Source organism: Mesorhizobium sp. P2_E9 (assembly GCF_056403815.1).
Genome location: NZ_JBFUET010000020.1, coordinates 24,416 through 49,314, shown reverse-complemented (window position 1 = coordinate 49,314; position 24,899 = coordinate 24,416). Strand labels below are relative to the sequence as shown.

Sequence of the window (24,899 nt, the reverse complement as noted above, 5' to 3'; positions counted from 1 at the left end):
ATCATACATGCGATTGGGTGCTCTTTTGTTTGATCGTATCCAACTAAAAGGCAATGGAGGTTAGAAAATGACCAGAGTTGTTTCTGTAACCATAGCGCTTTATATCGTATTTGGTTGCCACATGGCAATGGCGCAAGATTCGTCTGCAGTCAAAGAGAGGATAAAGGGCGCGACGATACGCGGATCGGAAGATGGAGTAGACTACGTGGAATTGCTTAAGGCGAACGGTAGCATTCTGGGGAAAGATGAAGACGGCAAATATACCGGAGAGTGGACGATAGATAGTAAAGGAGAGGTTTGTCTGTCATATGATGACGACGAGGAGGACGACGATTGCGGCTCTTTGTCTGCAGACGGAAAACAGCTGGTTTTTTCGAGTGACGGAAGTGCGGCGCGAGTGACACCTGCGAATCGTAAACCGTAGTGTTCGGCCCTGGGCGCTAGAGGCAAGCGGCCGATGTTTGGTCTTGCTTGAGTCAGATTGAAGAACGCCGCGCCTCTAGGGAGATGCGCAGCAGCGCCGCGTTTGCTGCGGCACCGCTTCGAGCGATGCGCATGGGCGGTTGGACGGCGGCGAGTGAAGCCGCGGTTGCGGCCAATGTCGAGGCTCCGGCGGAGGTGATCGGCGTCGCCGAGCGCGCCGAGCCGCAGGAGGATCAAGCGTCGGAGGCGCAAAACGTCATTCTAGCCGAAGTCAGCAGGCAAGAGGCTCGAGATCTGGCATCTCCCCTTGCATCGACGAGGTCGATGGCATACGTGCGATGAAAGTTTGATAGCACGACGGTAGGTTCCCATAAACAGGGCATTGAGGAGAGGAGCCGCGAAGGACGGTGCAAGTGGCGGCCAGCCGCCGCATGGCGGGCTGGACGATGCAGTGCGTCAAGGTTTGACGCTGCACCAGGCCGGCCGGCGACAAGAAGCCGAGACCATCTATCGTCAGGTGCTGGCGCGGCGCGGTGACCATGCTCCGGCGCAACATTTTCTTGGGCTGCTGATGCACCAGACCGGACGTAGCGCCGAGGGGCTGACGCTCATGGAACGGTCGCTGAAAAGCGAGCCGAACAACGCGGATTTCCTGAACAATCTAGGCACGGTGCAGCGCGACCTGGGCGCCACACAGGCGGCGGCCGCCAGCTTCCGCAAGGCAGTCGCGGCTCGGCCGGACAGTCTCGCGATGCGCGACAATCTTGGCGCTACCGAGAAGCTGCTCGGCCGTTTCGAGGCGGCGGAGCATGTGTTCCGCGGCACGATCAGCCGCAGCCCGTTCCACATGCGCGCGCGCCTCGGCCTGGCTGACACGTTGCAGGAGGCCGGGCGCACGGATGAGGCGATCACGGCGCTGAGCGAGGCGCTGGCGATCCGGCCTAAGGACGCTGATCTGTTGCATTTGCTGGGCGTGGCTCTAATGGAGAAGGGGAGGATCGACGAGGCGGCGGAAAAATTCCGTGCGGCGCTTGTCGTCAATCCCGACCGCGCTGTCTCGTGGCAATTGCTGTCGCTGGTGAAGCCACAGAGACAGCCTGACGTCGAGTTGAAGGCGATGGAGGCGTTGCACGGTCGCGTGCCGGCGGGGAGCATTGAGCGGATGCAACTCTCCTTCGGGCTCGGCAAGGCACACGATGACCTGAAAGACTACAACCGCGCCTTCGACTTCTTCGCCGAGGGCAACCGCATTCGCCGTGCAGGCATCGTCTATGACGGGGAAAAGACTCGCGCCGACTTCGCCGCGATAAAGTCGGCCTTCTCGAAGGAGTTCGTCGAGAAGCATCGACCGAGCGGCATCGAGGACGACTCACCGGTCTTCATTGTTGGCATGCCGCGCTCGGGCACCACGCTGGTCGAGCAGATCCTTGCCAGCCACCCGCAGGTGTTTGGCGCCGGGGAGCTAACCATCCTGCGCACTGTCGTGGCAAAAGCCTTTCCGCTCAACGCAAAGGGCGGCTTTCCGGTCGGACTCGCGGGTGTGAAGGACAAGGCCTTCGCTGACGCCGGCCAAGACTATCTCGATATGCTGCGTGCCCGTTACCCGGGCCACAGGCATATCACCGATAAGATGCCGGGAAATTTCCTGCTGATTGGCTTCCTGCATTTGATGCTGCCCAAGGCGAAAATCGTGCATTGCGCGCGCGGTGCGGCTGCGACCTGCCTGTCCATCTACAAGACCCATTTCCGCGCCGACGGTCATCTTTACGGGTACGATCTGGAGGAACTGGCCGATTTTCACAACCTCTACACGGACATGATGGCGCACTGGCGCGTGGTGTTGCCAGGCGTGGTGCACGATGTGCAATACGAAGATTTCGTCGCCGACCAGGAAGGCCAGAGCCGCGCGCTCATCGATTGGCTCGGGCTGCCGTGGAACGACCAAGTGCTTGCCTTCCAGAACGCCGACCGGGGGGTGCGAACCGCTTCCGCCGCGCAGGTGCGCCAGCCGATGTATAAGGGCTCGGTCAATCTTTGGAGAGGCTACGGCGACCGGCTCAAGCCGCTGCTGGAGCGGCTCAAATAGCAACGCCGCTTGTTGCGACCGAGCAGCCGAATAAATGAAGCCTACCGGCGATTGAAGCGAATAAGCGAGGGCGAACTGGTTGTGAGCTTTCGGGAGGTTGTCCATTCGGACCGGACCGGGGGGACTGGAGTTGCCAGGCTTCAGCACTCACCGGAGGGTCCGAATGAACATCCACAAGAATCCCCGTCTCACGCCTCGTTCTGGCACTTCTGACAAAGAACCGACTTAAGGCGCACCCGGTTGGCTGAGTCGCGCAAGACGGCGGTGCTCGACCACCACCCGCTGCGCAAATCGCTAATGCTTTCTTAACCGCCCCATTCAATTCGTGTCTTTTCTGCAACATGGCTGCGGCATCGCACCCTGACTGCCCCTTTTCCGTCACGATCCTTGTTGAACGCCACGGCGGCATCGGTAATGTTGCTGATGAGGAAGGGGCGCGATGCGCATCTTTTTCATGAGTGGGGATGGGGCAGGGAACGCTCCTTCAGCAAAGAAACCCAGACCCTTTTTTTAAGTCTCTCTGACTGGAGGTCACAAGAAATGAACATCAAGAGCCTTCTCCTCGGCTCCGCTGCGGCCCTGATCGCAGTTTCCGGTGCGCGCGCCGCCGACGCCGTCGTCGTCGCCGAGCCGGAACCCGCTGAATACGTCAAGATTTGCGACGTCTACGGCGCTGGCTACTTCTACATTCCCGGCACGGAGACGTGCTTGAAGATCGGCGGGTACGTCCGTTACACCGCCAGCGTTGGTAGCCAGTACAACGGCTATGACGGCCGTTGGAACCAAGACAAGCTTACCGGCAAGTGGCAGGGAACCTGGAATAAACAGACCAAGGTCGAGTTGAATGTCGACACTGCCTCGGAAACCGAGCTTGGCACCCTGAAAAGCCACATCGGCATTGATGCGGCGTCCGGCACCTCAATCGGCGACCCCACCGTACTCACCAGAAACGGCGACGACGGGATCTTTACAGGCAAGAACAACGGCGCATCGCTGGGTTCGGGGTATATCACGCTTGGCGGCTTCATGATCGGCTACAACGATTCGATCTTTGCGAGCTGGACCAATTTTGCCGGCGCCGCGATCAACGATTCGTTCATTCAGTACGGCGATGACGACAACACGAACCAGGTCAACTACACGTTTGATTTTGGAAACGGCTTCTCGGCAATCATCGGCGCCGAAGAGGGTATGCATAGCAGCGACATGCTCGACAGCTATATGCCGCACGTTGTGGGTGGTCTGAAGTACACCCAGGGCTGGGGTACGCTGAGCGGCGTCGTTGCCTATAACGCAGTCTATGAAGAGTGGGCCGGCAAGCTTCGCGCCGACATCAAGTTCAACGATGCCTTCTCGGTCTTCATCATGGGCGGCTACGGCTCCGACGACAACGTCCTCAGGAATGACTATAAGCCTTGGGGCGGCAATTGGGCTGTCTGGGGCGGCGGCACTTACAAGTTCAACGAGAAGACGGCGCTTTATGCCGAGGCCTCGTATGACGAGGATAAGGAAGCGGCTGCTTCTGTCGGCATCCAGTACACGATCGTCCCCGGTTTCTGGGTTAAGCCGGAGCTGAACTATACTCGTGCCGTGAACGCTGTGAATGTCGAAGACGGCTCCTTCGTTGGTAAGAAGTCCGGTTGGGGCGGCGTTATCCGCTTCCAGCGCGACTTCTAATAGCTCAGACGTTTAGAGCGAGAACGGCCGGCGAAAGCCGGCCGTTTTTTTTGTGTGCGCCGGGCATGGCGCGTAGCGCCGTGACTGGCGCTGTCTCGGCCGCTGTGGTGGCGGCAGTGGCCGCAGGACCAAGCGGTGGAGGGCTGAACATCGAGTGCCGGACGGAGAACGGTCTTTCGATGGTGGTAACAGATGCAGACGACGGGGCTGAGACGCTCCGTGCCCATGCCGAGAGCAGCGGCCGGAAGCCGCGAGGGCAGGCATCGGGTGCGTCAAACACCACGGCGGGACCGCCACCCTCTCGACCGGAGGCGGACGAGCGTTCTGCTGCTATCGGAGGCACGCGACCCAGTCGAAAATTTCAAGGGTTGAACCGACTCCCGTTTGAACTGGCGGCGAGCATCCTTTCAAATTCCTCCTTGATGTCGACAACCTGCTCAGCGAAGCGCTATCGGGCGCTGGATGCCTGGAAAGCTACTGGACAGACAGACAGACAGACAGACAGGGATTTGTTTCCCTTGGCTAATCTGTACGATCATCGGCTCGGCGTGTGCAGGAAAGCAGTTGGACGATAAGAGCCCTCCACATCGACAGTCAACTTCCGGCAACGCCAGCTTTTGAATTCACCCCCTCGAGCAAGGCGAGCAAGCCCCTCAGAATTTCGATTGGCGGTGGCGGGCAGCCTGGAATGTGAAGGTCGACGGGCAGCGCCTCCGACACACCGCGGACCACGGCATAGCTACCAGCGAAACAGCCGCCGTTCCTGGCGCAATCTCCGAGTGCGACCACCCATTTGGGGTTGGGAGTTGCGTCGTAGGTCCGCTTCAACGCCTCGCGCATGTTTTTGGTCACCGGCCCGGTGACGAGCAGTACATCGGCGTGGCGCGGCGATGCGACGAACCGGATTCCAAAACGCTCAATGTCATAGAAAGCGTTGCTGAGCGCGTTCATCTCAAGTTCGCAGCCGTTGCAGGAACCAGCATCGACCGCCCGGATCGACAGGCTCCGCCCCAGTCGTTTGTGAGCAGCTCCATCGAGGGCGCGTGCGAGTTCGTCGACCGCAGTGTTGCTTGACAACGGCGGAGGCTCGGTGAGAGGGGGGCGTATCAGGCTTTCAAAAAGCAGCTTGCGCATGACAGCGTACCTTTAGAGATCATGGCCCGAGTAAGAGCAGTTGAACGACTTGTTGCACAGCGGGAAGTCGGCGACGATGTTTCCCTCGATCGCCGCTTCAAGGAGGGGCCATTGAAACCATGACGGATCACGCAGGTGACAGCGCTCGACAATGCCGCCTTCGCCAATGCGCAGCCAGGCCAGAACGTCGCCCCGAAAACCTTCGACGAGCGCCATGCCTTCATGCGGCCCGCTTGTCTGCACAAGATTGACGCGGATCGGTCCGCCCGGTAGTTGTCGCAGGATTTGTTCGACAAGGGACAAGCTCTGTTCGACCTCGCGGATGCGAATCCAGACACGGGCGTTCACGTCGCCTTCCTGGAGGAAAGGCACATCGAAGGTGAGCTCGTCATAGGGAGGATAGGTGAGGCTGCGCCGCGCGTCGAAGTCCCGACCGGAGGCCCGGCCGACGTACCCTCCGGCACGATACTGCCGAGCGAGCTCCACCTTCAGCCGACCTGTTGCGACTGTCCGATCCTGAAGTGACGCCGTGTTATCGTAGAGTTCGACCAGGGCAGGAAACCGTGCTCTAATCTCCGCGATCAGGGATTGGATCGCTGTCGCCCCCTCATCGTTCAGGAAGCTTGCTACCCCACCGGGCACTATAAGGTCGCGCATCAGGCGATGGCCGAAAGCAGCATCGCTTGCCCGCAATACGCGCTCACGCAGCACGCCGCAGTGGGCATGCATGAGCGCGAAGGCGGCGTCATTACAGATGGCACCGATATCGCCCAGATGGTTGGCCAGACGCTCCAACTCAGCCATGAGCGCTCGCAGCCAGATCGCGCGTGGGGGAACTTCGACACCCAGCGCGGCTTCGACCGCGCGGGCGAAAGCGAGGGAGTATGCCACGGTACTGTCGCCAGAGGTTCTGCCCGCCAGCTTGGCGGCACGGTCGATATCGGACCCCATCATCAAGCCCTCGATGCCCTTGTGCGTATATCCGAGGCGCTCCTCCAGCCGGACGACCGTTTCGCCGCTCGCCGTAAATCGAAAATGTCCTGGTTCTATGATGCCGGCATGCACGGGTCCGACCGGGATCTGATGCAGGCTCTCGCCCTCGGCAGGCAGGAAGTGGTAGGGGGACGCAGTCGCAGCAGACGTCCGGACGCGGGCACTCAACGGATAGCTGACGCCCCAGTGGCCATGATCAAGCCACGGTCGGGTATCGGGCGCGCCTTGTGGCAAGAGCCCGAACAGGTCTGCGGCTGCGCGTTCGAGGCGCAACGCGGGCGGATGCAGCCGACCGACCGATGGGTAGCGTCCATCCGGACATACCAGGCTAACAACGCCGATGTCCCCGGCGGCCTCGTCGAGTAGTGCCATGTGGATGGTGCCTGGCTCGCCCCAAAGACCGAGCAAGCCGCAGAGACCCTCAGCCAGTTGCTCGACGGCAAAGCTCCATTTTTTCTGAGTCACCATTGCGCGCGACCAAGGGAAATGGTGGTTGACCCGTTTGTCAGCAAGGATGAGGTCGATCAGTGCGGGCATGTTTTTTCTCCCGTCCGCTTCATCCCAGAAGGTTGGCGACATGCTGGAACCATGTGACCAGCGGTGGTGGCAGGTAAACGCCGGCGGCAAACACCAGCGCCAAGTGGGAATACATCGGCACGTAGGATGCCTCGGCGGGCGCAGTACTGCCGCGCGGCTCGCCGAAAGCGATGCCGGTCAATCGAAGCAGCAGGGCTCCGAAAGCGAGCAGAATCCCGAACACCAACGGGATCGCCAAAAGGGGGTGTCTTGCAAATGTCGAACTCACAACCAGGAATTCGCTCATGAAGATGCCGAGGGGAGGGAGGCCGGCAATGGCGACGACGCCGATGACGAGCGCCCAGCCAAGCCCCGGATGCGTCTCCGTCAGCCCCCGGATCTCGGCTATGTTCTGTGTTCCCTTGACCTGGGCAATGTGGCCGACCGTGAAAAAGATCGCCGATTTGGTCAGGCTGTGCATGACCATGTGCAGCAGTCCGGCAAAATTGGCGAGCGGGCCACCCATGCCGAAAGCGAACACGATGATGCCCATGTGCTCGATAGACGAATACGCGAAGAGACGTTTGATGTCGCGGCGGCGATAGAGCATGAAGGCCGCGAAAACAAGCGACGTCAGCCCCATTGTGATCATCAGCGGCCCAGGCGCGATTGCTTCCGGGCTTGCGGCGAGCAACAGCTTGAAGCGCAGCACGGCGTAGAGCGCGACGTTCAACAGCAGGCCCGACAGCACCGCGGAAATCGGCGTCGGGCCTTCGGCATGGGCATCGGGCAGCCAGGCATGCAACGGGGCAAGGCCAACCTTCGTCCCATAGCCGAGCAGCAGGAAGACAAAGGCGACGTTGAGCAGAGCCGGGTCGAAGTGTGCTGCGTGCGCGATGAGCACTGTCCAGACCATTGCATTCGTTCCCTCGCCGACGACCGGCTGCGCGGCCATGTAGACGAGGATGGTGCCGAAGAGGGCAAGCGCAATGCCAACGCTTCCCAGAATGAAATATTTCCAGGCTGCTTCCAGCGCCTCATGCGTGCGGTAGATGCCGACCATGAGCACGGTGGTCAGCGTGGCAAGCTCCACCGCCACCCACATCAAGCCGATATTGTTCGACACAAACGCGAGGTTCATGCCGAACATCATGATCTGGTACATTGCGTGGTAGAACCGCAAGTTCGCCGCGGTCAGTCGCCCGGTATGGAGTTCGTGTGCGATGTAGGAGGCGCTGAAGACGCTGGTCGTGAAAGCGACGAACGTGTTGAGCACGATGAATACGATATTGAGATCGTCGACGAGCAGGTACTGGCCGGGCTCTGGCCGATCCGTGATGAACAGCGACAGCGCTGCGAGCAAAGTCAGGAAGCTCGCAGCGACATTCAGGCGGGCAGTCATCCGATAGTTCGGCAGCGCCGCCAGAAGTGCGGCCGCGACGATGGGTATCAGCAATATTGCGGCCACCGCATCGGAGGAAAACGCGGTCATCGGCGTTCGCCCCTGTAGTCGTCGAGCGCGCCGACATCCACCGAGTCAAACCTTTCGCGAATGCGGAACAGGAAGACGCCGATGACGATGAAGGCGATCAAGATCGAGAAGGCGACGCTGATCTCGACGACCAGCGGCATCCCCTTGGCGCCCGTGGCGGCCAGCACCAGGCCGTTCTCGAGCGACATGAAGCCGACAACCTGGCTGACGGCGTTGCGGCGGGTGACCATCACCAGCAGCCCGAGCAATATGATGGACAGCGCGAAGGCCAGGTCCTCGCGGGCGAGAGGGTCAGCCTCAGGCGTGACCCGCAGCATCAGCACCATGGAGAGGGCCACCAGGCCTATTCCCGCCAGCATGGTCGGGCCGATACCGACTGCTGTCTCGATGTCGCGATGGATGCCGAGCCGCTGAATGATGCGATGGAGGCCGACGGGAATGATGATCGCCTTGAAGATGAGGGCGATGCCCGCGGTGATATAAAGGTGGTGCGCGTCCTGGATGTAGGCCTGCCAGCCAACGGACAAGGCAAGCACGATCGCATGAAGCGCAAAGACGTTGATCAGGGCAAAGAGGCGATCCTGGTACAGCATCATGAAGCTGACAAGGACGAGGCCGCCAGCGAGCAGGTGAGCGATGTCGAAGGTGAGGCTGTGCATCACAGGCTCCGCGAGACGAACAGCAGGAGCGTGCCGAGTAGCGCCAGCATCAGCGCGGCTCCGAGGAAATCCGGGACGCGGAAGACACGCATCTTGGCGATGGCGGTCTCAAACACGGCGAGGAGAATGCCGCACAAGGCAAGTTTGCCAAGATAGGCCACAGCACCCAGAGCAAGTGATTTCGGGCCAGCCCCGACACTAGCCAGCCCCCAGGGGAGGAAGACGCAGGAAATCAGCGACACATAAAGCAGGAGTTTGAGGAAGGCGCCAAACTCGATCATCGCCAGATGGCGGCCGGAATACTCGAGGATCATCGCCTCATGAACCATGGTGAGTTCCAGGTGGGTCGATGGGTTGTCCACTGGTATGCGGGCGTTTTCGGCGATCGCCACCATCACGAGGGCGATGAGCGACATCCCGAGCGATACCCGCAGGCCAACCTGCGGCGAACCCATGAAGGCCGCGACCGTCGAGAGTTGCGTTGCTCCGGCAACGAGCGCCAGGCTGAACACGATCAGCAGCATGGCGGGCTCGGCCAATGACGCGATCATCACCTCGCGGCTCGAGCCTATACCGCCGAAACTGGTGCCGACATCCATCCCCGCCAGCGCCAGGAAGAAACGCGCGCTTCCCAGGAGTGCGACAATGGCTATGAGATCCGCAGTCCAACTGAAGGTGAGCCCGGTGGCGAATGTCGGGATAAGCGCAGCCGCGACCCAGGTGGCGGCGAAGATCAGATAGGGGGTTACGCGAAACAGCCAGGAGGCGTTGTCTGCCAGAACGACCTCCTTGCGCATCAGCCGCAAGAGATCTCGGTAGGGCTGGATCAGGGGTGGTCCCTTACGCCGGAGCAGTCTCGCCTTCACCTTGCGCACGAACCCGGTCAGGAGTGGCGCCAGCAAAAGCACCAGTATCATCTGTGCGCCCTGAACGGCCAACTCAAGGATCAGGGCCATAGTGCGAGCACCAGGAGCAAGACAATGAGAAAGAGAAAGACAAGGGTCAGATAGCGCCTGATCGTCAGGAACTGCAGATGGTTCAGGTGGTCGGTCGCAAAGTCGAGGGCCTTGCCGATCGGCAAATACAATGTCTCCCAGATCACATCATGCATCTCGACGTTCAAGCGCGCCGGACCGGTTTCGCCAGGTGCCGGCATTTCGACCGTTTCCCTTGCACGGAATGCGAACGTGCCGAAGACGCGGCGGATAGGCTGTACGAAGCTGACTGCCGTGTACTGCGAGTTCGGGATCACATCCGGAAAACCACAACCCCAGGCTGGCCCCCGGCGGAGTGCGTGCGACGCGAAGCGATGGATCACATAGGCCGCGGCGGATGCAGAAAACGCGATGAACAGGAACACCAGCAGGCCGTTGTAGGAACTGCGGCTTGCTGCGATCGGCACGATCGACAGCCAGGGCTGCGCCATCTGCACGGGCATTCGGCTGCCAATGAGCGCCGTAGTCACTGGTGAAAGACCGTCTATGACAACGCCCGGCAAAATGCCCGCAAGCAGACAAAGTGTGGCGAGAGTGAACATTGCAGCCAGCGAGAAGCGGTCAACTTCATGCGCGTGTTCCACCACTGAGGTTCGTGGCCGGCCGAGGAATGTGATCCCGAACGCTTTCACGAAGCAGGCTGCGGCCAGTGCCGCCGAGAGTGCCAGCACACCGCCAACGGCAGGCACCATGACCTTCAGTCCCCATTGTGGCAGATCGGGGCTCTGCAATATGGCCTGAAAAGCCAGCCATTCGGAGACGAACCCGTTGAAGGGCGGGAGTGCGGAGATGGCAACGCAGCCGATCAAGAAGACAAAGCTGGTCAACGGCATGTGATGAATGAGACCGCCCAGCTTCTCCATGTCCCGCTCGCCTGTCGCCGTTAGCACGGCGCCCGCGCCGAAAAACAGCAGGCTCTTGAAAAAGGAATGGTTGAGGACGTGGAACAGCGCGGCGGTGAGGGCCAACGCTGCAGCCGATGGCATCGCGTTCGCCTTAAAGGCAAGCGCCAGTCCAAGGCTTACGAAGATCACGCCGATGTTTTCGATGGTGCTATAGGCAAGAAGCCGCTTCAGGTCCTTTTCCATCAGCGCGTAGAGGATACCAAGAACTGCCGTCAGGCCGCCGAGGAAAAGCACGGCGACGCCCGACCACCATGCCGGCTCACCGAGCAGATCGAAAATAACGCGTATGAAGCCATAGACGGCGACCTTGGTCATGACGCCGCTCATGAGAGCCGAGACGTGGCTTGGCGCGGCCGGGTGAGCGAGCGGGAGCCAAACGTGTAACGGGACGAGTCCAGCTTTCGAGCCCGCGCCCAGCAGCATGAGAGCCAGAACGAAAGCTGCGACGAACGGGGTGGGCGCGGCAGCGCGCATCGCTTCGAATGTGTAGTTTCCGCTAGGGCCGGACAGGAGGCCGAACGCAAGCAGCAGCGCGAGTGTGCCGAAGCTCGCCATCACAAGATAGATGTAACCCGCCCTCGCATTGTCCTGTTCGCGATGGTGCGCCATGACGAGCGCCCACGAGGCAAGCGACATGAATTCCCAGGAAAACAAGAAGGTGAAGGCGTCGTCGGCCAGCACGACAAGATTCATTCCAGCGAGGAAGGCCGGGAAGAACGGCAACACCCGATGTGGCGCAGACTCATGCCTGCCGTAGCCGAGGCCGTAAAGACTGGCCATGGCGCCGCCGAAATTGACGACGACGAGGAAGAAAGTCGAGAGCGCATCCAAACGGAAATGAGCGCCAATCCATGGCAACCCGAGGGGCAACACGGCTGTTGACGGAGAGACGGGATCATCGACGACGCGGCTTGCGAGAACCAGGAGAACGGCCGCCGATATGCCCAGCGTCAAGGTGTAGATCAGGCGCGTTCCCGAGCCCGACCTGCGGCTTTCTGCAATCGCAAGCACCGCAGTCCCCAGGAGCGCGGCAACGCTCCACAGGAGGACCGCGGCCCCCGAAATCACGCCACGCTCCTCACAGCGAATTTGGTGCCCGCATCGACCCCGCCGAGGATCTTGGCAGGATCAAAATCTGCTTTAAGCCGCACACCACGTCCGCCGATTTGGCTGGAAGCGCCCTCGGCAATCAATTCGACGCCGGCGAGATCAAGTGCTCCGATCAACTTCATGAGAGAATCGACGTTGCCCCGGATAATCGACTCGCTGGCTTCCATGCGTTGAATTGTCGGCACGGAAAGGCCGGACAATTCGGCAAGCCTGCGCTGGTCGATGCCAAGGAGCGCCCTCGCGGCACGCAACTGTGGAGCAGTTATCACGGTCGCATCCCCTTTTTGATCAGCTTTGAGATATTATCTCTACGCGTTGCAGCATATATTAAAATGCGGAGCATTCAAATAATGATGCGTAACGCATCTGTCTTGGAGCTGCACAGAGCTTTCTCTCCTTGGGTGTCCGGCCAGTGCGAAGCGGAGCCTGCTGCAATGACGGAGGACCGCGTGAGGTGCTTGCGGGAAGAAAGTTCGTGGAGCCGGTGGAGCAGCGGATTTAGGAATTGGCTGTAGTGACAAGGTCATGATCCGGATTGCAAAATACCATACCGATTTCGGCAACATCGAGGTGCTGCGGACCAAGGACTCCGGTTCGTTCATTTATCGCCAGGGCGGCTGCTATCAAAGCGAGTGCGACCCGAACGGCATCAGCGTCGTGCCCTACATACACGCGATCTTTGGTCTTCTCGCACAAGCGCAAGCGTCCGATGTTCTGATGATCGGTTGTGGCGGCGGCAGCCTGGGTACGATGCTGGATAGGCTTGGCGTCGGAGTCACGATCGTCGACATCAATCCAAAGGCTTTCCAGATCGCCCAGGAGTACTTTGGGCTGCCTCGTGGGATTCGCTGCTGCGTCTCTGATGGGCGGGATTTTTTGCGCGCCGGCCGTCAGCGCTACGACGCTATCGTTCTGGACGCATATTCCGGGCGGCGCATTCCGGATCACTTGTGCGCCGAGACATTCTTCGGTCTGGCGCAGACACGTCTCAACAATTCCTCAGGGATTCTGATCGGGAATGTTCACGCTCGCCACGACCTGGACACCATGCCGGATCGGGTTGCCGCGAAGCTCAGCAATATCTGGGAGAATGTGAGACTGCTCGACACCCGCGGCACTCCGGATCGCAACGCGCTCGTCATGGCAGGCAAGGTGCGCGATCTCGTTCAGCCAATATTGCTGATACCGCCATCGGTTGGGGCAGACGAGATTGCTGATGACCTTAGCCAACTGGCGTTCAGGCCTTGGCACGTACCGCGACGGGCAGCATGAAGCGATTGCCGTCATGGGGCGGGCAATGGGCCTTATCTCGGCAGGTCATTCGATTGGAGCCGCCGCGGGCGCGTTCCTGGGCGGCTATCTCTTCGACCTCACTCTACGCTACGAGTGGGTATGGCTGAGTTCGCTTGCTCTTGCCGTTGGGGCCGGTCTCATCGTGTTCCGGCTTCAGGATCGGCCAAATCAGATAGCTGCCGGAATTTAAGAACAGCGTCTTTTCGAATGCCAAATCCCGCAGACGGCAAAGCCCTGTCGAGCTACTGCCAGAGCCGCCTCATGCGAACAGAGATATCCTCCAAGACGGGCATGGAGGCCAGCACAAGGAGAATGGCTGCGAGAAACAGAGTCGCTGAAAAGCCGACCTGCTTGAAACCCAGGGCGCCGCTGACACCGCCGATAAAGAACAATGCGACAAGGGACGCGAGCAGTCTCAGCTTCCTTCTATCCGCTTTCACGAACAGTCGGTCGGAGTCATCCCCCGATATGTTCCAATAAAGCAGCTTGCCGAGTTCGATGCCCATATCAGTCACCAGACCAGTGACATGCGTCGTCCGGATTCTGGCTTCCGACAGCTTGGTGATGATGGCGTTCTGCAAGCCCATGATGAAGCAAAGCAGCATCACCGTCATTGGCACAAACAGGGCTTCATGGCGCGCAAGATGGCTGCCGAGCAGACCGAAGCAGATCAGCAGGATCGCTTCCAGGACCAGTGGAAACGCATACTCGCCCTGCATGCTCTGCCGCCTTCCCCAGTTGACCAAGACCGCCGAACAGGCCGCACCTGCGACAAATGACGACAAGGCCCCCAACCCGGAAAGCGCCAGTTCGACGTTGCCGAGCGCCAAATGATCGGCCATCGACGAAACGATGCCGGACATGTGGGACGTGTACTGCTGAACCGCCAGAAAGCCGCCAGCATTGGCCGCCCCTGCGACAAAGGTCAGGAAACGGGCGAGATGCCGATCGGTTCTTTCGCTTCGTTCCTTTCCGGTCAATCGGCGCAGATACATGATCATGAGCGAACCTTGCCTTTCCATGCGGAAAACTGGGACCGCAAGCTGATGTGCCGGGAGAGGCTCATTGTCTGTTTCTGGAAGAAGGAAGTCGAAGGACGGAGAATGCGTGGCGCCGAGGGCTTATTGCATGATCTAGTTCGGCCTGCCCAACGGCGTATCTGGATGCCGGAACCTGACGCCGCGGCCGCCATCGTTGCTGCGCACATGTTCGCTGAGAAGTTCGACGCCCGCGCGGTTCAGCGCGTTGATCACCTTCATCAAGCTATCGACAACGCCTCGCACGTTGCCCTGGCTGGCTTCCATTCGTTGGATTGTTGGCAGCGAGACGCCTGCCATTTCCGCCAAGGTTTTCTGGTCGACGTTGAGAAGGGCGCGGGCGGCACGAAGCTGGGAAGCAATGATCATCAAGGCATCAGTGTCTGAATATGAGAAATGATATTCATGATAGTATCATTGACGTATGAAACATCAATATAGAGCGGAAAATAATGATCTGCCCTTGGCGCGGAGAAGCTCGGCGATTATCGTGTCCGGATGACTCAACGTTACACACCTTGCCGAGAGCCGGCTGGCACCTGGACCGTCAGCGATGCACACACGGGGCGGCCCGCCGAGATGGGGCAGCCGCACCATCATTGGAATGAATCAGCAGGATGCCGAGGAGTTCGCGGATCTCCTCAACGGCCTGAATGCACAAAGGCAGGAAGCGAAATCATGAAGGTCAAAGACAGCAACGGCGCTCCGCTGAGCGAGGGAGATTCCGTCACGCTCATCAAGGATCTCAAAGTCAAGGGCACCTCCGTCACCCTGAAACGTGGAACGTTGATCAAGAGCATCCGCCTCACCAGCCAGTTCATCGCCCAACCGCTGCGCACGCTCTTCAATTCCTCGAGCAATGGGGACTTGCGCTGGCTCGACGCTCTGTTGTCGGATCTGTTTGTTTATGGCGGCGGCTATGACCCTGCCCAGATCGTCACCATCAACATCGACGACATGATCCAGGGCGCTGTGTTCGATGTCACGGCTGGTGCTAGGGATGTCGCCCGATCGATCGCCGAACCGTATTCATTCGCGATCTTTGAACGCGCTGGGCAGATCATTTGCAAGCGCGCTTTCACCAATGACGCGCTTGTGATCGATGCCGTCATCTCTTCGGCCGGCGACATCGTCGACAACCCCTGAACGCTGAAAGGCACCGGCATGTTTTTGTCCACAGGTTTCGCAACAACACCGGCGGTGGTGGCGGACCCGATCCCAACTTCGCCAGTGTGGTCCTGCTCCTGGGGTTCGAGGGAGCCGACGCCGCGGTCGCGACATCCGACGAAAGCGCCGCCGCTCACGGAGCAGCCACATTTGCCGGCAACGCCCAACTCGACACGGCTCAATTCAAGTTCGGCGCATCATCCCTGCTGCTCGACAGGCGATGCGATCACATTCCCGGACAGCGCGGATTGGGATTTCACCGGCGCGTTTACCGTCGAATGCTTTGCATGGACCAACACACTCGGGACCAACGGGATCGTCATTGCGCAGTGGACCAACTTCCCGAACCGCGCCTGGCTGCTGCGCATCAACGGAGCAACGCCGGAGTTCACCGTATCGCTGGATGGTAGTGCCTCCACGACCGACCTCGTCAGTTCCACAAACGTATCGACCGGTGCCTGGTATCACCTTGCTGTCGACTATGACGGGTCGAAATACCGAATGTATCTCAACGGCACGATGACCGCGTCGTCGACCACGCACCGCACGATAAATCCTTCAGGAGCGGTTCTCAGTATCGGCGCCGATGGCAACACCTCGGGCTTCAATTTCAACGGATGGATCGACGAGGTCCGCATCACCAAAGGCGTAGCGCGCTACGCCTCGGATAGCGGTTTCACGGCGCCGACAGCGGCCTTGGCGAGGATGGCGCGGGCGCCATGCCACTCCTCGCCTTCACCCTGTCCGCTGGCGTCGTCCTGGCGCTGGCTTTGTCGTTCTAGGCTGACCTCGGCTTTCTCCAGGACGTCATCATCGACAGCTATGTGTGCCGCAGCCTTCGGATCATGAGGCGGCAAATGGCGGCGAGACAGATCGACAAAGGACCATACTGCCTCCATGATATTTCCCGATGATGTCAGGGCGAACCATGCGTTCAGGGCGGTCAGTTGTCTGGATAGCCGTTGCCCTTGTCCTGGCGGCGTTGGCAGTCACGGCGGCGATTCTTGTCTTTGAGAAGTCGCGACGCACTTCGTCGCCGATCACGGTCTCGGCTGTCTCGTCCTACAATTCTGGCGGGCTCGTCGCTGGCCCCAGGGTTACAGCGCCTTCGAAGAGCCTTGGCCCTGTCGCTGCCAACCGCGATATCTGGCTCGAAATCTCCTGGAAATTCTTCGGCGAAGTGCGGACACTGAATTCCGTCACAGTTGGAGGCGTTCCGGCGAGGCGTCTGGTGCGCAGCGACGATGTGCCCGATAGCGCCAATTCCGAGATCTGGATGGTTTCCGCAGGCACCGGCGACGCGTTGGAAAACACCACATCGGCCAATATCGTGTACACTTTTGAGGGCGGCAACCCGTCGATCACGACCCAAGTCTATCGCGTGATAGGAGCTTCAGAGATCCCGGCTATGACAGCTGTCGCAGGAATGGACTTCAACATTTCCATCACCATTCCGGCCAAGGGCGTCGCCCTCATATCGCTGATCGCTCCCGCGACCTCCGGCTCGTTGAGCAATGTCACCGAGGACTTCAACGCTCTTTGCGGTAAGGACTTCCTTGGCATCCATGCATCAAAAAGCTCGACCTCCCGTCAATCCGTGACTGCTGGGTTTTCGGGAAGCGCAACTGCCGCTTTTGCTGCGGTCGCGCTGCGGCCGGCCTAGCCGGCGATGGCCCATTCCAAGGCCAATGCCCGAGGCCGATCGCTATTGCGCATGATTGTTGCGTGAAAACATGAAATCGTGCAATTTGTCCGCGCATCAGAACATCGAGGCGCGGCATGCTCGCACGGACTCCCTTCACCGAAATCGAGATCGAGGGCGTCGGCACCTATCGGCTGCCCAATCAATGGCAATCGCAGCGGCTGAGACGCCTTCGCGGCGATGAGAGGCAGACCGCTGTCCTGGCCTTGGGGTGCGGTATGACCATCAGGCAATTCAGCAAGCTGCCGGCGGACAAGCAGGCCGAGGTGCACAAGGCCTATCTGGCGCTGATGTCGTCGAGCAATGTCGTGCCGCTGGCAGATCCGGCGCCGGCCGAGACTCGAGTGTGATCCCGCGCGGCCATCTATCCGACGGGCAGAAGCTGGCGATCGGCCGCTGGCTCCTGCACCAAAAGGCGACGTTGCCGCGTGGTCATTTCGGGCCTTGGCTGGATAAGCAGAAGGGCCTGTCTCGGCACATGGCGCTGGCCACAGGCGGGCGCCAGGACGCGCGGCAGGCATCGGCGGCCTGAGACAGCAACCAAGGGAAGACACGCGCTGTTGGGCCTGCAGGGTCGGAACCCCGGCTACGGCAAGGCCGATTGCGAGGTTTCCATTGGTTTACGTCGGTGGATTGCGCACGCGATCTTCCAGATCGCGCTGCTTTTCTTCGTTCGAGGCCAGCCGGTTGAAGGCGTATTCGGTAAGCATGGAGCCGGCGAAGAGGATCAGGAGCGGCACGGTCCACGTCCAGAAGGAATGCAAGGCAAAAAAGGCCAGGCCGGCGACAGCGGCCGAAACCGCAAACATCGCGAACCGGATTGTCTGGGCCATCTTATTTCCCTGTCCCATTAGAAGGATCGAGATCTTCGGCTAAGGAGTCTGGCGCGGCCCCCGGCCTCGTTAGGCAGAGGGCTTTTCATATCGGTTGGCCAAGTCTACACCATCGGTCGGGCGAAAACGCTGGTGGGGCGCCATGAAACCGATCGCGATTGCAATTCCGTTACTCTTCCTCGTGGTGCAGGCTCAAGCGCAAGAGCGCAGGGATATCGCCGGCCTGAGTTGCGCCGAAGTTCAGGCACTACTGAAGCAGGACGGCACCACCGTCATTCGCTACCGCTCCATATTCAACCTCAGCCTGACGCGCTACGACCTCTATGTCAGCGGGCAGAAGCAATGCGGCCCTGGCGAGGTGGCTACTGGCGCAGGCGTGCCGACGACCGACACAGATTATTGCCCGGTCCATAAATGCATTGCGAGCAATCTCTTCGTGGCAAGGTAGCCGGCCAGGTCGAGCACTGCGCCGAAAGGAGGCCGGGGCTTTTCTTTGACAAATCCTTCGCGACCCGATCCGCAACCAACGCGCGGTTGTGTGCAAGCCGTTCGAGCGAAGGGATCGCCGCCTTACCGCGCAACCCGTTGAAGCAGCGCCACTATCTGCCTTGCGATCCCGTCACTCTCGTCCTCGAACAGTCCGATGAGTGCGTTGGCGCCTTTTTGCGGGCCGAGACAGGCGACCGGCGTTCTTCACCTGCATTCCTGACTACGAGAGCCAACGGGGCGGAACCGAATCAAGGGTTCGCAGCTTTAGGGTTCAACGAAGATAAGGCGCACCTGATGTTCAGAGACAAAGAAACACAGATTTTGGAAGCCGGGCTGTTCGTCGCGATCCCGGTTTCTATCCTGATCGCGGTGGTGATGGTTAGCCTTACGTTCGGGTGGTTAGGATGAGCAAGCGCAGGGGTTCGCCGCCCGGCGACTTCTTGATTTGTTCCAGCCCTTGCAACTTGCCGCAAACGCAAAGTAGCGGGATAAGGCAAAACCCCTCTTAAGTTTTCACTTTCCGTTCTCGTCCCCGGCAAACCGCTAGCAAACCCTTGCCATCGCGATCGGCATCAGGAATATAATCCTTCGGTGCGGCGAACCCTTCAACGGAGATCGCCATGCCTCAAAAGACCCTCGCCGACACCCTGGGCGCCCGCGAAAAGATGTATGTCAATTGCGGGCACCCCATGTGCTGCAAGTCGACCAAGCTCGATATTCAGGCGCAGATCGATAGGCTCGGGTCTGATCACGGCTCGATGCATGAGGATCTCGTCGAACTGTTCGTCTGCTCGCATTGCAAGGCCGCGGGCCGAGAGCGCCGGCCGGTGTTCTTCACCTTCGTCCCTGACTATGAAGGCCAAAATCGGGAGCGCAACCGCGATTGGAAGCCGACATTCGATCAAGCAGGGAAGGGACTTCAGTCGTAGTTTAGCAATGTCTAATATGCCTATAACTTAGGCAACGCGGGCAAAACCCCCGAATCCATACCCCCCGCAAATGGCCCGGCGCGCCGATGTCCACCCGACTTTGAGGCGTTCCGGGCCATTTCCCAATGTTCCGTCCGGAACGCGATGACCGACAAGCCCGCCACAACCTACATCGTGAGTGTGTTCGACAAGCCGAACTGGCGCACCATCCTGACCACCAAGGACAAGGCAGAGGCCGAAGCGCTCGAGCAGGCGATGGTCCAGGACGGCGTAAAGGCGCGGGTCGAGGAGATCACGCCGAAGGCGAAGCGGCGCTAGTTCATCAGCAGGTAGGCGCCCATGCCGGCCAGCAGCAGGCAAGCGGCCATGCCGGTTCATGTCGCGCTGCCGATAGCGCCAGACGGCGCCAGCGAGCATGGTGGCGGTGATGGCGGCGAGGTAGAACGGGATCATGCGCTACACCCTGTAGTTGACAGGCCCGCCTTGCCCGCCCAGATTGCAGGGGGGATAGGGTATGGGCAAATGGACAATCAATCTTGGAAAACGGCGGTTGAACTCGACGCAGCAGGCGGCAGCCCGTTCGTTCGTGTGATCGAAAACGGCGTCGTGCACATCAAGGCATTCAGCGCGCAGTGTGAGGCCGCAGCGTTCGCGCAAAGCGAGAGGGCGCGACTAGGTGTTGCGCAAATTTCGACGCCCTACCTTACAGATAACTAGCGTTTCTTCGACCGGACCACCGCGCGCAAGCTTCGCCCCCGCAAGGGCGCGCTTGACGATTTCAGCGAAACTGAGATGTGAGCAGGCGATTAACATCCTCCAAGCTGTGCACCCGGATAAACCGTTTGCCGTCAGCAGTGGGATCAGACTGATAGAAGATCACGCCCATGAGGAAGCGTTGCAGCCTGTCGACATCACCATCAGGAGCGGTGAGCACCCAGAGACCGCCACCGCTCATGCCGCCGAACGTTGTCGGATGATGCTCGACATCGACCATGACGTTTAGGATGGCAAAGCCGCTCAACGTGCTCGGAGCCACGTCTTCACAGTATCCAGTCATTGCCGTAAAGCCAGTGCGTTCCGGCATTCCGTCGCCGGCTGGCACTTCAATCTTGGTCTCGTCTATCACGCCGGAAACAAGATATTCCGACGCCAGTTGGTCCGAGGTCATACCCCTAATTTCGCGAACCTTTTCGAGATCGTAGAACGAACCCCCGCGAGCTCTCATGGTGCTCATCGCGTCGAGATCATGAATCTGGAGAAATCCGAGGTCAGGCATCACAGCGTCGCCACCCCAGCCCGGAGCATAGAATTTCCGGGTTAGCTGAGCGTCTATCTTGGCCTGCTGAAGGCTGTCTTGGCGCGTGAACATCATATACCCGAGCAGGCCCGAAGCGGGGATCTCGTCGAGCACATGAGCGGCCGTGAGAATGCCGTATGCCTCGCCAGGCATTCTGGCCAGCGTCCCCGATCCGATTGACTCCGGTGGAACTGCTTTGCCACCGGCATCTCTGATCTTGAAGAGCCCTATCAACGATGCGGAGGCCTGAACCGCCAGTGGATCCCTCGACGCATCGGGCAAGCTATAAGCCATCTCCGGACCCCTCACGCTTGACGATTCCCCCGAACCAGCGCACGTTATGCGCACCCGCCGACTGTTGGAAGCAGTCGACGGGCACTTGCCACCGGAAGCCTTGCAGGGCCTCGAAGTGACCGACACCAGATTTATCATTCCCGTCACGATTCGCTAGGCGTTGCCTTGGCTTCCTCAACCATTGGAGAGGAAGCAAGACAATGACCACGATGACACGTCGCGCCGCGCTTGGCGCAATTGCCTCTATTCCGGCCATCGGCGGCGCTGCAGCCGCGCCGGCCGCTCCAGTCCTGTCGCCGATCACGACAAGCTTGCAAGACGCTCTCTTGGCCTGCCAGTCGGCCGAAGACCACTACAGCGCTTGCGAGGCACGCGAAGCCGCCATTGCCAACGCTCTCGGTGATAAGCTCTTTCCGGAGTGGAAGGCGCCCGGTGGCATCCGCTCCCGTTGGTCACACGTTCCCATGGTTTTCCGCACCTCCAAGGCCCTTGAAGCTGAGATCGATCGCAAGCGGGAGAGTATCGAGAAATCCTTTGCTGGCGGCATGATGAACCGACCAGCCTACGACAGATGGATGCGCGAGGTTGAGGCACAAGGTGCCGAGGGGCTTGCATCGCTCCGAGAAGGAGAATCCGTCATCGCGGCCAGCGGGCATCCCGAAGCGTACCGTCAAACCGACGAAGCCTTTTCCGCCGCAAGGGAGGCCTTTTATGCTGTCCTTCGCCATCCTTGCCGGACGATCGAAGATGTTCGTGCCAAGGCTAATTGCCTTCTTCGCAGCCACCAGCGCGTGGGCGTTGACGTAGATGGCGACGATCTTGTTGCGTGCCTCTCTTCGCTCCGCGAGGCGGCATGATGATCGCGCTCATCCCGACAGGACGAGGCAGCTACGTGCGCGGTGGGACGATATCACTAGCCGAGCCAATGCGCCGCTACGACCTAGCAAACGGCCACCGGACGATGACGAGGGAAGCGGTGATCGCCGCCTTCGTGGAATCATGAGCGAGCAAGCCAGGGGAATTGATCGAGACGAACGTGATCAACCGCCGTCGGGCTGGTTTGTGATCGACGTGATGCGCCGCAAAGCCCGGAAATGGGACTGGACGGCGCTTATGACCGACACTCATCCTGACGACGACGATCTGCAAGCGTGGATCTTCGCGAGAAGTTGCTGGGTTCGCATTCCCGGCAAGCATCGAGACCGAGATGCCGCCTGGGATATGCTCGATGCGATGTCAGCCACGCGCCATTGATCAAACCGCAAATTTGCGGAATGGCCCGCGGCCTCACGGTGGCGGGCTTTCAGCGTGGTAAGTCTCGCAACAGCCATAGCTGATATCGTGGTGGCCTCGCCAAAAGGAGGGATCGATGGTTTCAGTTATTGCAAGTCAGCATCGGCAGACACCGGAACCTCAATTGAAAGCTGCAAAGCCAGACACAAGCGAGGGGTTCGCCCCGGGCAAGAGTGCCGATAGCGTAGGGCATCGCGCCAAGGCAATGGTTGCCGAAACAGGCGACACAGATCCCAATTCGCAGGGTAACGCCGCATCGAAGATCGCCAGAATGGACATCACCGTTTTGACGCCGCCGCCCGTCCCTGAAGAAACACCTTCGGAATAGGATTCTGGCCCGCTGCCTAACGGTAGCGGGCTTTTTCGTTCGCAGATTGCGGCAGTCCCTTAATGGTTATGGGACTGCTGGAAGCCGGCCGCGTCGTATTGAGATACGCTTTTCGGATTGTTTGAGTTCTGCGGCTGCTCGCCCGCATAATGTGTTCCCGCATTGCCATCGGGGTTGAAGGCTGAACCCGGAGCAGAGCTTGCGTGGCCAGGGGTGGCACTTCCGGTTTCGGCGGTTCCGATCTCTTGGCTGGGCTGACCTGTCGTACCCGTTACGGTGTGGACATTGGCAGCCAAAGCCGTGCCAGCGGAGGCTAGGAGCACGCCCAGCATTATCGGAATGAGACGATGTTTCATGGTTGTTCTCCCAAAAAAGCGGTTTGATTTCTAGGGCGCTCGGAGTCTTGGGAGCACCCGGCGAACTAAAGACTAAAACGCTTTTGGGACCGCCGTTCTTCCCGAGCATGGCAAATGTTGTCGCTGGCCGCGAGGTGGCGGGCTTTTTGACGGGCGCTATTGGAACTAAGAGAGCGGCGAGCCGGTTTCAGGGATGGGAGGAGATCGACATGCCAACCAAAATCAAAGAGCCGCCACCACCGAAGCCAGACCCGAAGAAGGCACCTGTCCGTCCCGACAAGGAGGCATCGCCAGAGCCTCAACATATCGATCCGCCACCGCGAGACGTGCGAGAGGCACCGGCACAAAATCCAAACGGCGATAGGAATTCCTAACCGCCCCCACCGCCAAGTCCGCTGCCTCACGGTGGCGGGTTTCTCTATTTTCTATATCGCCCTTTCTCGCACCAATATTGGACGACGACACCCGGTTGCGCCTTAAAGAGAGCGGCTGCGATTTGACAATTCTCGCGGTTGTAGCCCTCTGTCTCCGTTGCATCGAACGTCGCCACATGGATCCGCATATCGGCGGCAGCGGAGCTTCGGTACAGTGTGTAGATGACTGAGTCGTCAGCCTTGGGCGCGCAGCCAGCCAAGACTGAAACCAGCGCCACGGTGCGCGATAATCTCATTTCAACATCAGCGGTTGCCCGAGCGGAAGCCACGTAACCTCGCCGGTGGCCGTACGTACCAAGTACCACGTGTTAGCCGTCTGTCGGTCAAGCAAGACGGTTGTCGGCTGCGACTGCCCAGGATTCATAAAGGCCGCGATCGATCGCTGCGAAACCTCATATCGAGGCTCGCTGTTCGAGCAGCCCGCCAAGACAGCAGCTATGGCGATGCCGAAGATTGCGCGGCGCATAAATATCCCCTCCCCATGTCGCGTCCATGTCGCACGGACCTGCCGATAGTGTCTGGAAACCCTTGGAAATCAACTGTAGTAGTTTGCAACATGGCGCGACATGAAATCAGCCACCCAGATGCAGTGTGAAGCACCTAAGGAACTGATTTAATTTGAAGAAATTTGGTAGCGGGAGAGGGATACCGCCAATACAGTGCGGCCACTGAATTCGTTTGCTAACTCGACTCCTTTGTAAGTTATAGGGCGGTTTGCAGCTTTAAATCGTGTCCCGCAACCACTTCTGTTGAGGTGCTCCCGGATTTTGGACCGCGAGGCTTGGGGAAATTCCCGTCAGTTGTCAGCTTTCTCCGCCTCTCGCCTGGCCAGCAAGAATTCATCGGCCACTATTCGATCTAGCTTGGCAATGGCTATCTTCATGTCCTCCCAGTCGGAGCTGCTTAACCAAAGCTGAGCCTCGTCCGCGACATCGGAAAAAGCTCCAAATATCTCGGCTCCGCTACGAAGGCCGCGATGAGCGGGAATTTTGAGAGGGAAACCCACTTCCACTGTTTGCTCCAAACTGACGGTAAACGACCATTGGCCGTCTTGCTGAGATAAATGGAGTTGTTCCACTCCCTCACCATGTTTTCGAAGTCGCCTCCATAGACAAGAACCTTCCTCGCCACGTTTAACGCCCCTTAAAGCTTACCTTACGAGTCCTCGCTCTGGCGCAGGCGAAGCCCGAAGACGCAACCCAGCGTCAGGACTGTCTCAAAGGCAAGATCGGAATAGCGGGGCTGGCCACCGCGGGTTTTCGCCGCAGCGCCTGCCATGCGGCCAACGCTTCCGGTGTCACCCATAACGTCAAGCTGCCGCGCCGCCGCAGGCCTTCCTCATATTGTGGCCAGTTCGTCACCTTGTATTTCATCTGCGGTATTCGGTGAAGGCGGGTGGCATTGTGTTTGAAGGGCATCAAGCGAAGATCATCTGGTTTGCGATCTCGCTCGCCTAT

29 protein-coding genes and 3 pseudogenes are annotated in these 24,899 nt (G+C 59.6%); 17 read left to right on the top strand and 15 right to left on the bottom strand.

Features of this window, described 5'->3' with window-relative positions; genetic code table 11:
* The first annotated feature begins 67 nt into the window (after positions 1 to 67).
* The 4 genes from AC1D05_RS29950 to AC1D05_RS29935 all read left to right on the top strand — a co-directional run bounded on the left by AC1D05_RS29950 (position 68) and on the right by AC1D05_RS29935 (position 4,186).
* The gene (locus tag AC1D05_RS29950) at positions 68 to 424 is read left to right on the top strand and encodes a hypothetical protein (protein ID WP_477445731.1); all 357 of its coding nucleotides are present in this window, start codon (positions 68 to 70) and stop codon (positions 422 to 424) included.
* A 47-nt stretch (positions 425 to 471) separates the two neighbouring features.
* Positions 472 to 765: a hypothetical protein gene (locus tag AC1D05_RS29945; protein ID WP_477445729.1), complete on the top strand. Its 294-nt coding sequence runs from the start codon at positions 472 to 474 to the stop codon at positions 763 to 765.
* Positions 766 to 874: 109 nt separating this feature from the next.
* Positions 875 to 2,509 carry a tetratricopeptide repeat-containing sulfotransferase family protein gene (locus tag AC1D05_RS29940; protein WP_477445727.1) on the top strand — a complete coding sequence of 545 codons (1,635 nt, stop codon included), beginning with the start codon at positions 875 to 877 and terminating at the stop codon, positions 2,507 to 2,509.
* Positions 2,510 to 3,049: 540 nt separating this feature from the next.
* Positions 3,050 to 4,186, top strand: a complete 1,137-nt coding sequence (locus tag AC1D05_RS29935; RefSeq protein ID WP_477445725.1) for a porin — start codon at positions 3,050 to 3,052, stop codon at positions 4,184 to 4,186.
* A 594-nt stretch (positions 4,187 to 4,780) separates the two neighbouring features.
* On the opposite strand, the gene AC1D05_RS29930 is transcribed toward AC1D05_RS29935, so the two are convergent.
* The 7 genes from AC1D05_RS29930 to AC1D05_RS29900 are packed head-to-tail and all read right to left on the bottom strand — an operon-like array spanning position 4,781 to position 12,259.
* Positions 4,781 to 5,320, bottom strand: a complete 540-nt coding sequence (locus tag AC1D05_RS29930) for an NADH-quinone oxidoreductase subunit B family protein (protein WP_477445723.1) — start codon at positions 5,318 to 5,320, stop codon at positions 4,781 to 4,783.
* A 12-nt stretch (positions 5,321 to 5,332) separates the two neighbouring features.
* Positions 5,333 to 6,850, bottom strand: coding sequence for a hydrogenase large subunit (locus AC1D05_RS29925; RefSeq protein WP_477445721.1), 1,518 nt, complete (start codon positions 6,848 to 6,850; stop codon positions 5,333 to 5,335).
* A gap of 19 nt (positions 6,851 to 6,869) precedes the next feature.
* Positions 6,870 to 8,321, bottom strand: a complete 1,452-nt coding sequence (locus AC1D05_RS29920; RefSeq protein WP_477445719.1) for a hydrogenase 4 subunit F — start codon at positions 8,319 to 8,321, stop codon at positions 6,870 to 6,872.
* Positions 8,318 to 8,980: a hydrogenase-4 component E gene (locus AC1D05_RS29915; protein WP_477445717.1), complete on the bottom strand. Its 663-nt coding sequence runs from the start codon at positions 8,978 to 8,980 to the stop codon at positions 8,318 to 8,320. Before AC1D05_RS29915 ends, AC1D05_RS29920 begins: the two co-directional genes overlap by 4 nt.
* Positions 8,980 to 9,936 carry a respiratory chain complex I subunit 1 family protein gene (locus AC1D05_RS29910; RefSeq protein ID WP_477445715.1) on the bottom strand — a complete coding sequence of 319 codons (957 nt, stop codon included), beginning with the start codon at positions 9,934 to 9,936 and terminating at the stop codon, positions 8,980 to 8,982. The genes AC1D05_RS29915 and AC1D05_RS29910 overlap by 1 nt, the downstream gene beginning before the upstream one ends.
* A complete protein-coding gene (gene hyfB / locus AC1D05_RS29905; RefSeq protein WP_477445713.1) occupies positions 9,927 to 11,948 on the bottom strand; it encodes a hydrogenase 4 subunit B in 2,022 nt (673 codons plus the stop codon). The genes AC1D05_RS29910 and hyfB overlap by 10 nt, the downstream gene beginning before the upstream one ends.
* Complete coding sequence (locus tag AC1D05_RS29900) at positions 11,945 to 12,259, bottom strand: helix-turn-helix domain-containing protein (protein WP_477445711.1); 315 nt, start codon at positions 12,257 to 12,259, stop codon at positions 11,945 to 11,947. The genes hyfB and AC1D05_RS29900 overlap by 4 nt, the downstream gene beginning before the upstream one ends.
* A 256-nt stretch (positions 12,260 to 12,515) precedes the next feature.
* On the opposite strand from AC1D05_RS29900, the gene AC1D05_RS29895 reads away from it, so the two are divergent.
* Positions 12,516 to 13,262, top strand: a complete 747-nt coding sequence (locus AC1D05_RS29895) for a spermidine synthase (protein WP_477445709.1) — start codon at positions 12,516 to 12,518, stop codon at positions 13,260 to 13,262.
* Positions 13,263 to 13,537: 275 nt separating this feature from the next.
* On the opposite strand, the pseudogene AC1D05_RS29890 reads toward AC1D05_RS29895, so the two are convergent.
* Both AC1D05_RS29890 and AC1D05_RS29885 read right to left on the bottom strand, forming a co-directional pair.
* Positions 13,538 to 14,305 (bottom strand): annotated as a pseudogene (locus AC1D05_RS29890) (YoaK family protein); the annotation flags it as partial.
* 111 nt (positions 14,306 to 14,416) lie between these two features.
* Positions 14,417 to 14,689: a helix-turn-helix domain-containing protein gene (locus tag AC1D05_RS29885; protein ID WP_477445707.1), complete on the bottom strand. Its 273-nt coding sequence runs from the start codon at positions 14,687 to 14,689 to the stop codon at positions 14,417 to 14,419.
* A gap of 309 nt (positions 14,690 to 14,998) precedes the next feature.
* Between AC1D05_RS29885 and AC1D05_RS29880 the strand changes: the two are divergent.
* The 4 genes and pseudogenes from AC1D05_RS29880 to AC1D05_RS29865 all read left to right on the top strand — a co-directional run.
* Positions 14,999 to 15,130, top strand: a pseudogene (locus tag AC1D05_RS29880) (PhnA domain-containing protein); the annotation flags it as partial.
* A 507-nt stretch (positions 15,131 to 15,637) separates the two neighbouring features.
* Complete coding sequence (locus AC1D05_RS29875) at positions 15,638 to 16,336, top strand: LamG domain-containing protein (protein ID WP_477445705.1); 699 nt, start codon at positions 15,638 to 15,640, stop codon at positions 16,334 to 16,336.
* Positions 16,337 to 16,469: 133 nt separating this feature from the next.
* The gene (locus AC1D05_RS29870) at positions 16,470 to 17,150 is read left to right on the top strand and encodes a hypothetical protein (protein WP_477445703.1); all 681 of its coding nucleotides are present in this window, start codon (positions 16,470 to 16,472) and stop codon (positions 17,148 to 17,150) included.
* 116 nt (positions 17,151 to 17,266) lie between these two features.
* Entirely contained in the window at positions 17,267 to 17,539 is a 273-nt protein-coding gene (locus AC1D05_RS29865; RefSeq protein ID WP_477445701.1) for a hypothetical protein, read from the top strand.
* A gap of 270 nt (positions 17,540 to 17,809) precedes the next feature.
* Here AC1D05_RS29865 and AC1D05_RS29860 read toward each other — a convergent pair whose 3' ends face one another.
* Positions 17,810 to 18,022, bottom strand: coding sequence for a hypothetical protein (locus AC1D05_RS29860; protein WP_477445699.1), 213 nt, complete (start codon positions 18,020 to 18,022; stop codon positions 17,810 to 17,812).
* A 142-nt stretch (positions 18,023 to 18,164) separates the two neighbouring features.
* Here AC1D05_RS29860 and AC1D05_RS29855 point away from each other — a divergent pair, with 142 nt between their 5' ends.
* The 5 genes from AC1D05_RS29855 to AC1D05_RS29835 all read left to right on the top strand — a co-directional run bounded on the left by AC1D05_RS29855 (position 18,165) and on the right by AC1D05_RS29835 (position 20,157).
* A complete protein-coding gene (locus AC1D05_RS29855; RefSeq protein ID WP_095081959.1) occupies positions 18,165 to 18,470 on the top strand; it encodes a hypothetical protein in 306 nt (101 codons plus the stop codon).
* Positions 18,437 to 18,919: a hypothetical protein gene (locus AC1D05_RS29850; protein ID WP_477445697.1), complete on the top strand. Its 483-nt coding sequence runs from the start codon at positions 18,437 to 18,439 to the stop codon at positions 18,917 to 18,919. Before AC1D05_RS29855 ends, AC1D05_RS29850 begins: the two co-directional genes overlap by 34 nt.
* 212 nt (positions 18,920 to 19,131) lie before the next feature.
* Positions 19,132 to 19,440, top strand: a complete 309-nt coding sequence (locus tag AC1D05_RS29845) for a hypothetical protein (RefSeq protein ID WP_477445695.1) — start codon at positions 19,132 to 19,134, stop codon at positions 19,438 to 19,440.
* 144 nt (positions 19,441 to 19,584) lie between these two features.
* The gene (locus AC1D05_RS29840; RefSeq protein ID WP_477445693.1) at positions 19,585 to 19,758 is read left to right on the top strand and encodes a hypothetical protein; all 174 of its coding nucleotides are present in this window, start codon (positions 19,585 to 19,587) and stop codon (positions 19,756 to 19,758) included.
* Positions 19,759 to 19,779: 21 nt separating this feature from the next.
* The gene (locus AC1D05_RS29835) at positions 19,780 to 20,157 is read left to right on the top strand and encodes a hypothetical protein (protein ID WP_477445691.1); all 378 of its coding nucleotides are present in this window, start codon (positions 19,780 to 19,782) and stop codon (positions 20,155 to 20,157) included.
* A gap of 61 nt (positions 20,158 to 20,218) precedes the next feature.
* On the opposite strand, the gene AC1D05_RS29830 is transcribed toward AC1D05_RS29835, so the two are convergent.
* Positions 20,219 to 21,031 carry a hypothetical protein gene (locus tag AC1D05_RS29830; RefSeq protein WP_477445689.1) on the bottom strand — a complete coding sequence of 271 codons (813 nt, stop codon included), beginning with the start codon at positions 21,029 to 21,031 and terminating at the stop codon, positions 20,219 to 20,221.
* 200 nt (positions 21,032 to 21,231) lie between these two features.
* Between AC1D05_RS29830 and AC1D05_RS29825 the strand changes: the two genes are divergently transcribed.
* The 3 genes from AC1D05_RS29825 (at position 21,232) to AC1D05_RS29815 (ending at position 22,652) form a co-directional block, all read left to right on the top strand.
* The gene (locus tag AC1D05_RS29825; protein ID WP_477445687.1) at positions 21,232 to 21,888 is read left to right on the top strand and encodes a hypothetical protein; all 657 of its coding nucleotides are present in this window, start codon (positions 21,232 to 21,234) and stop codon (positions 21,886 to 21,888) included.
* A gap of 142 nt (positions 21,889 to 22,030) precedes the next feature.
* The gene (locus tag AC1D05_RS29820) at positions 22,031 to 22,285 is read left to right on the top strand and encodes a hypothetical protein (RefSeq protein WP_477445685.1); all 255 of its coding nucleotides are present in this window, start codon (positions 22,031 to 22,033) and stop codon (positions 22,283 to 22,285) included.
* A 115-nt stretch (positions 22,286 to 22,400) separates the two neighbouring features.
* On the top strand, positions 22,401 to 22,652 hold the full coding sequence (locus tag AC1D05_RS29815) for a hypothetical protein (protein ID WP_477445683.1): 252 nt from the start codon (positions 22,401 to 22,403) through the stop codon (positions 22,650 to 22,652).
* A gap of 59 nt (positions 22,653 to 22,711) precedes the next feature.
* Here the strand turns inward: AC1D05_RS29815 and AC1D05_RS29810 are convergent, their stop codons facing one another.
* The 4 genes and pseudogenes from AC1D05_RS29810 to AC1D05_RS29795 form a co-directional block, all read right to left on the bottom strand.
* The gene (locus AC1D05_RS29810) at positions 22,712 to 23,008 is read right to left on the bottom strand and encodes an adenylate cyclase (protein WP_477445681.1); all 297 of its coding nucleotides are present in this window, start codon (positions 23,006 to 23,008) and stop codon (positions 22,712 to 22,714) included.
* A 666-nt stretch (positions 23,009 to 23,674) separates the two neighbouring features.
* Positions 23,675 to 23,908, bottom strand: coding sequence for a lipoprotein (locus AC1D05_RS29805; RefSeq protein ID WP_477445679.1), 234 nt, complete (start codon positions 23,906 to 23,908; stop codon positions 23,675 to 23,677).
* Positions 23,909 to 24,238: 330 nt separating this feature from the next.
* A complete protein-coding gene (locus tag AC1D05_RS29800; RefSeq protein WP_477445677.1) occupies positions 24,239 to 24,520 on the bottom strand; it encodes a hypothetical protein in 282 nt (93 codons plus the stop codon).
* 86 nt (positions 24,521 to 24,606) lie between these two features.
* Positions 24,607 to 24,860, bottom strand: a pseudogene (locus AC1D05_RS29795) (transposase); the annotation flags it as partial.
* Positions 24,861 to 24,899: the final 39 nt, after the last annotated feature.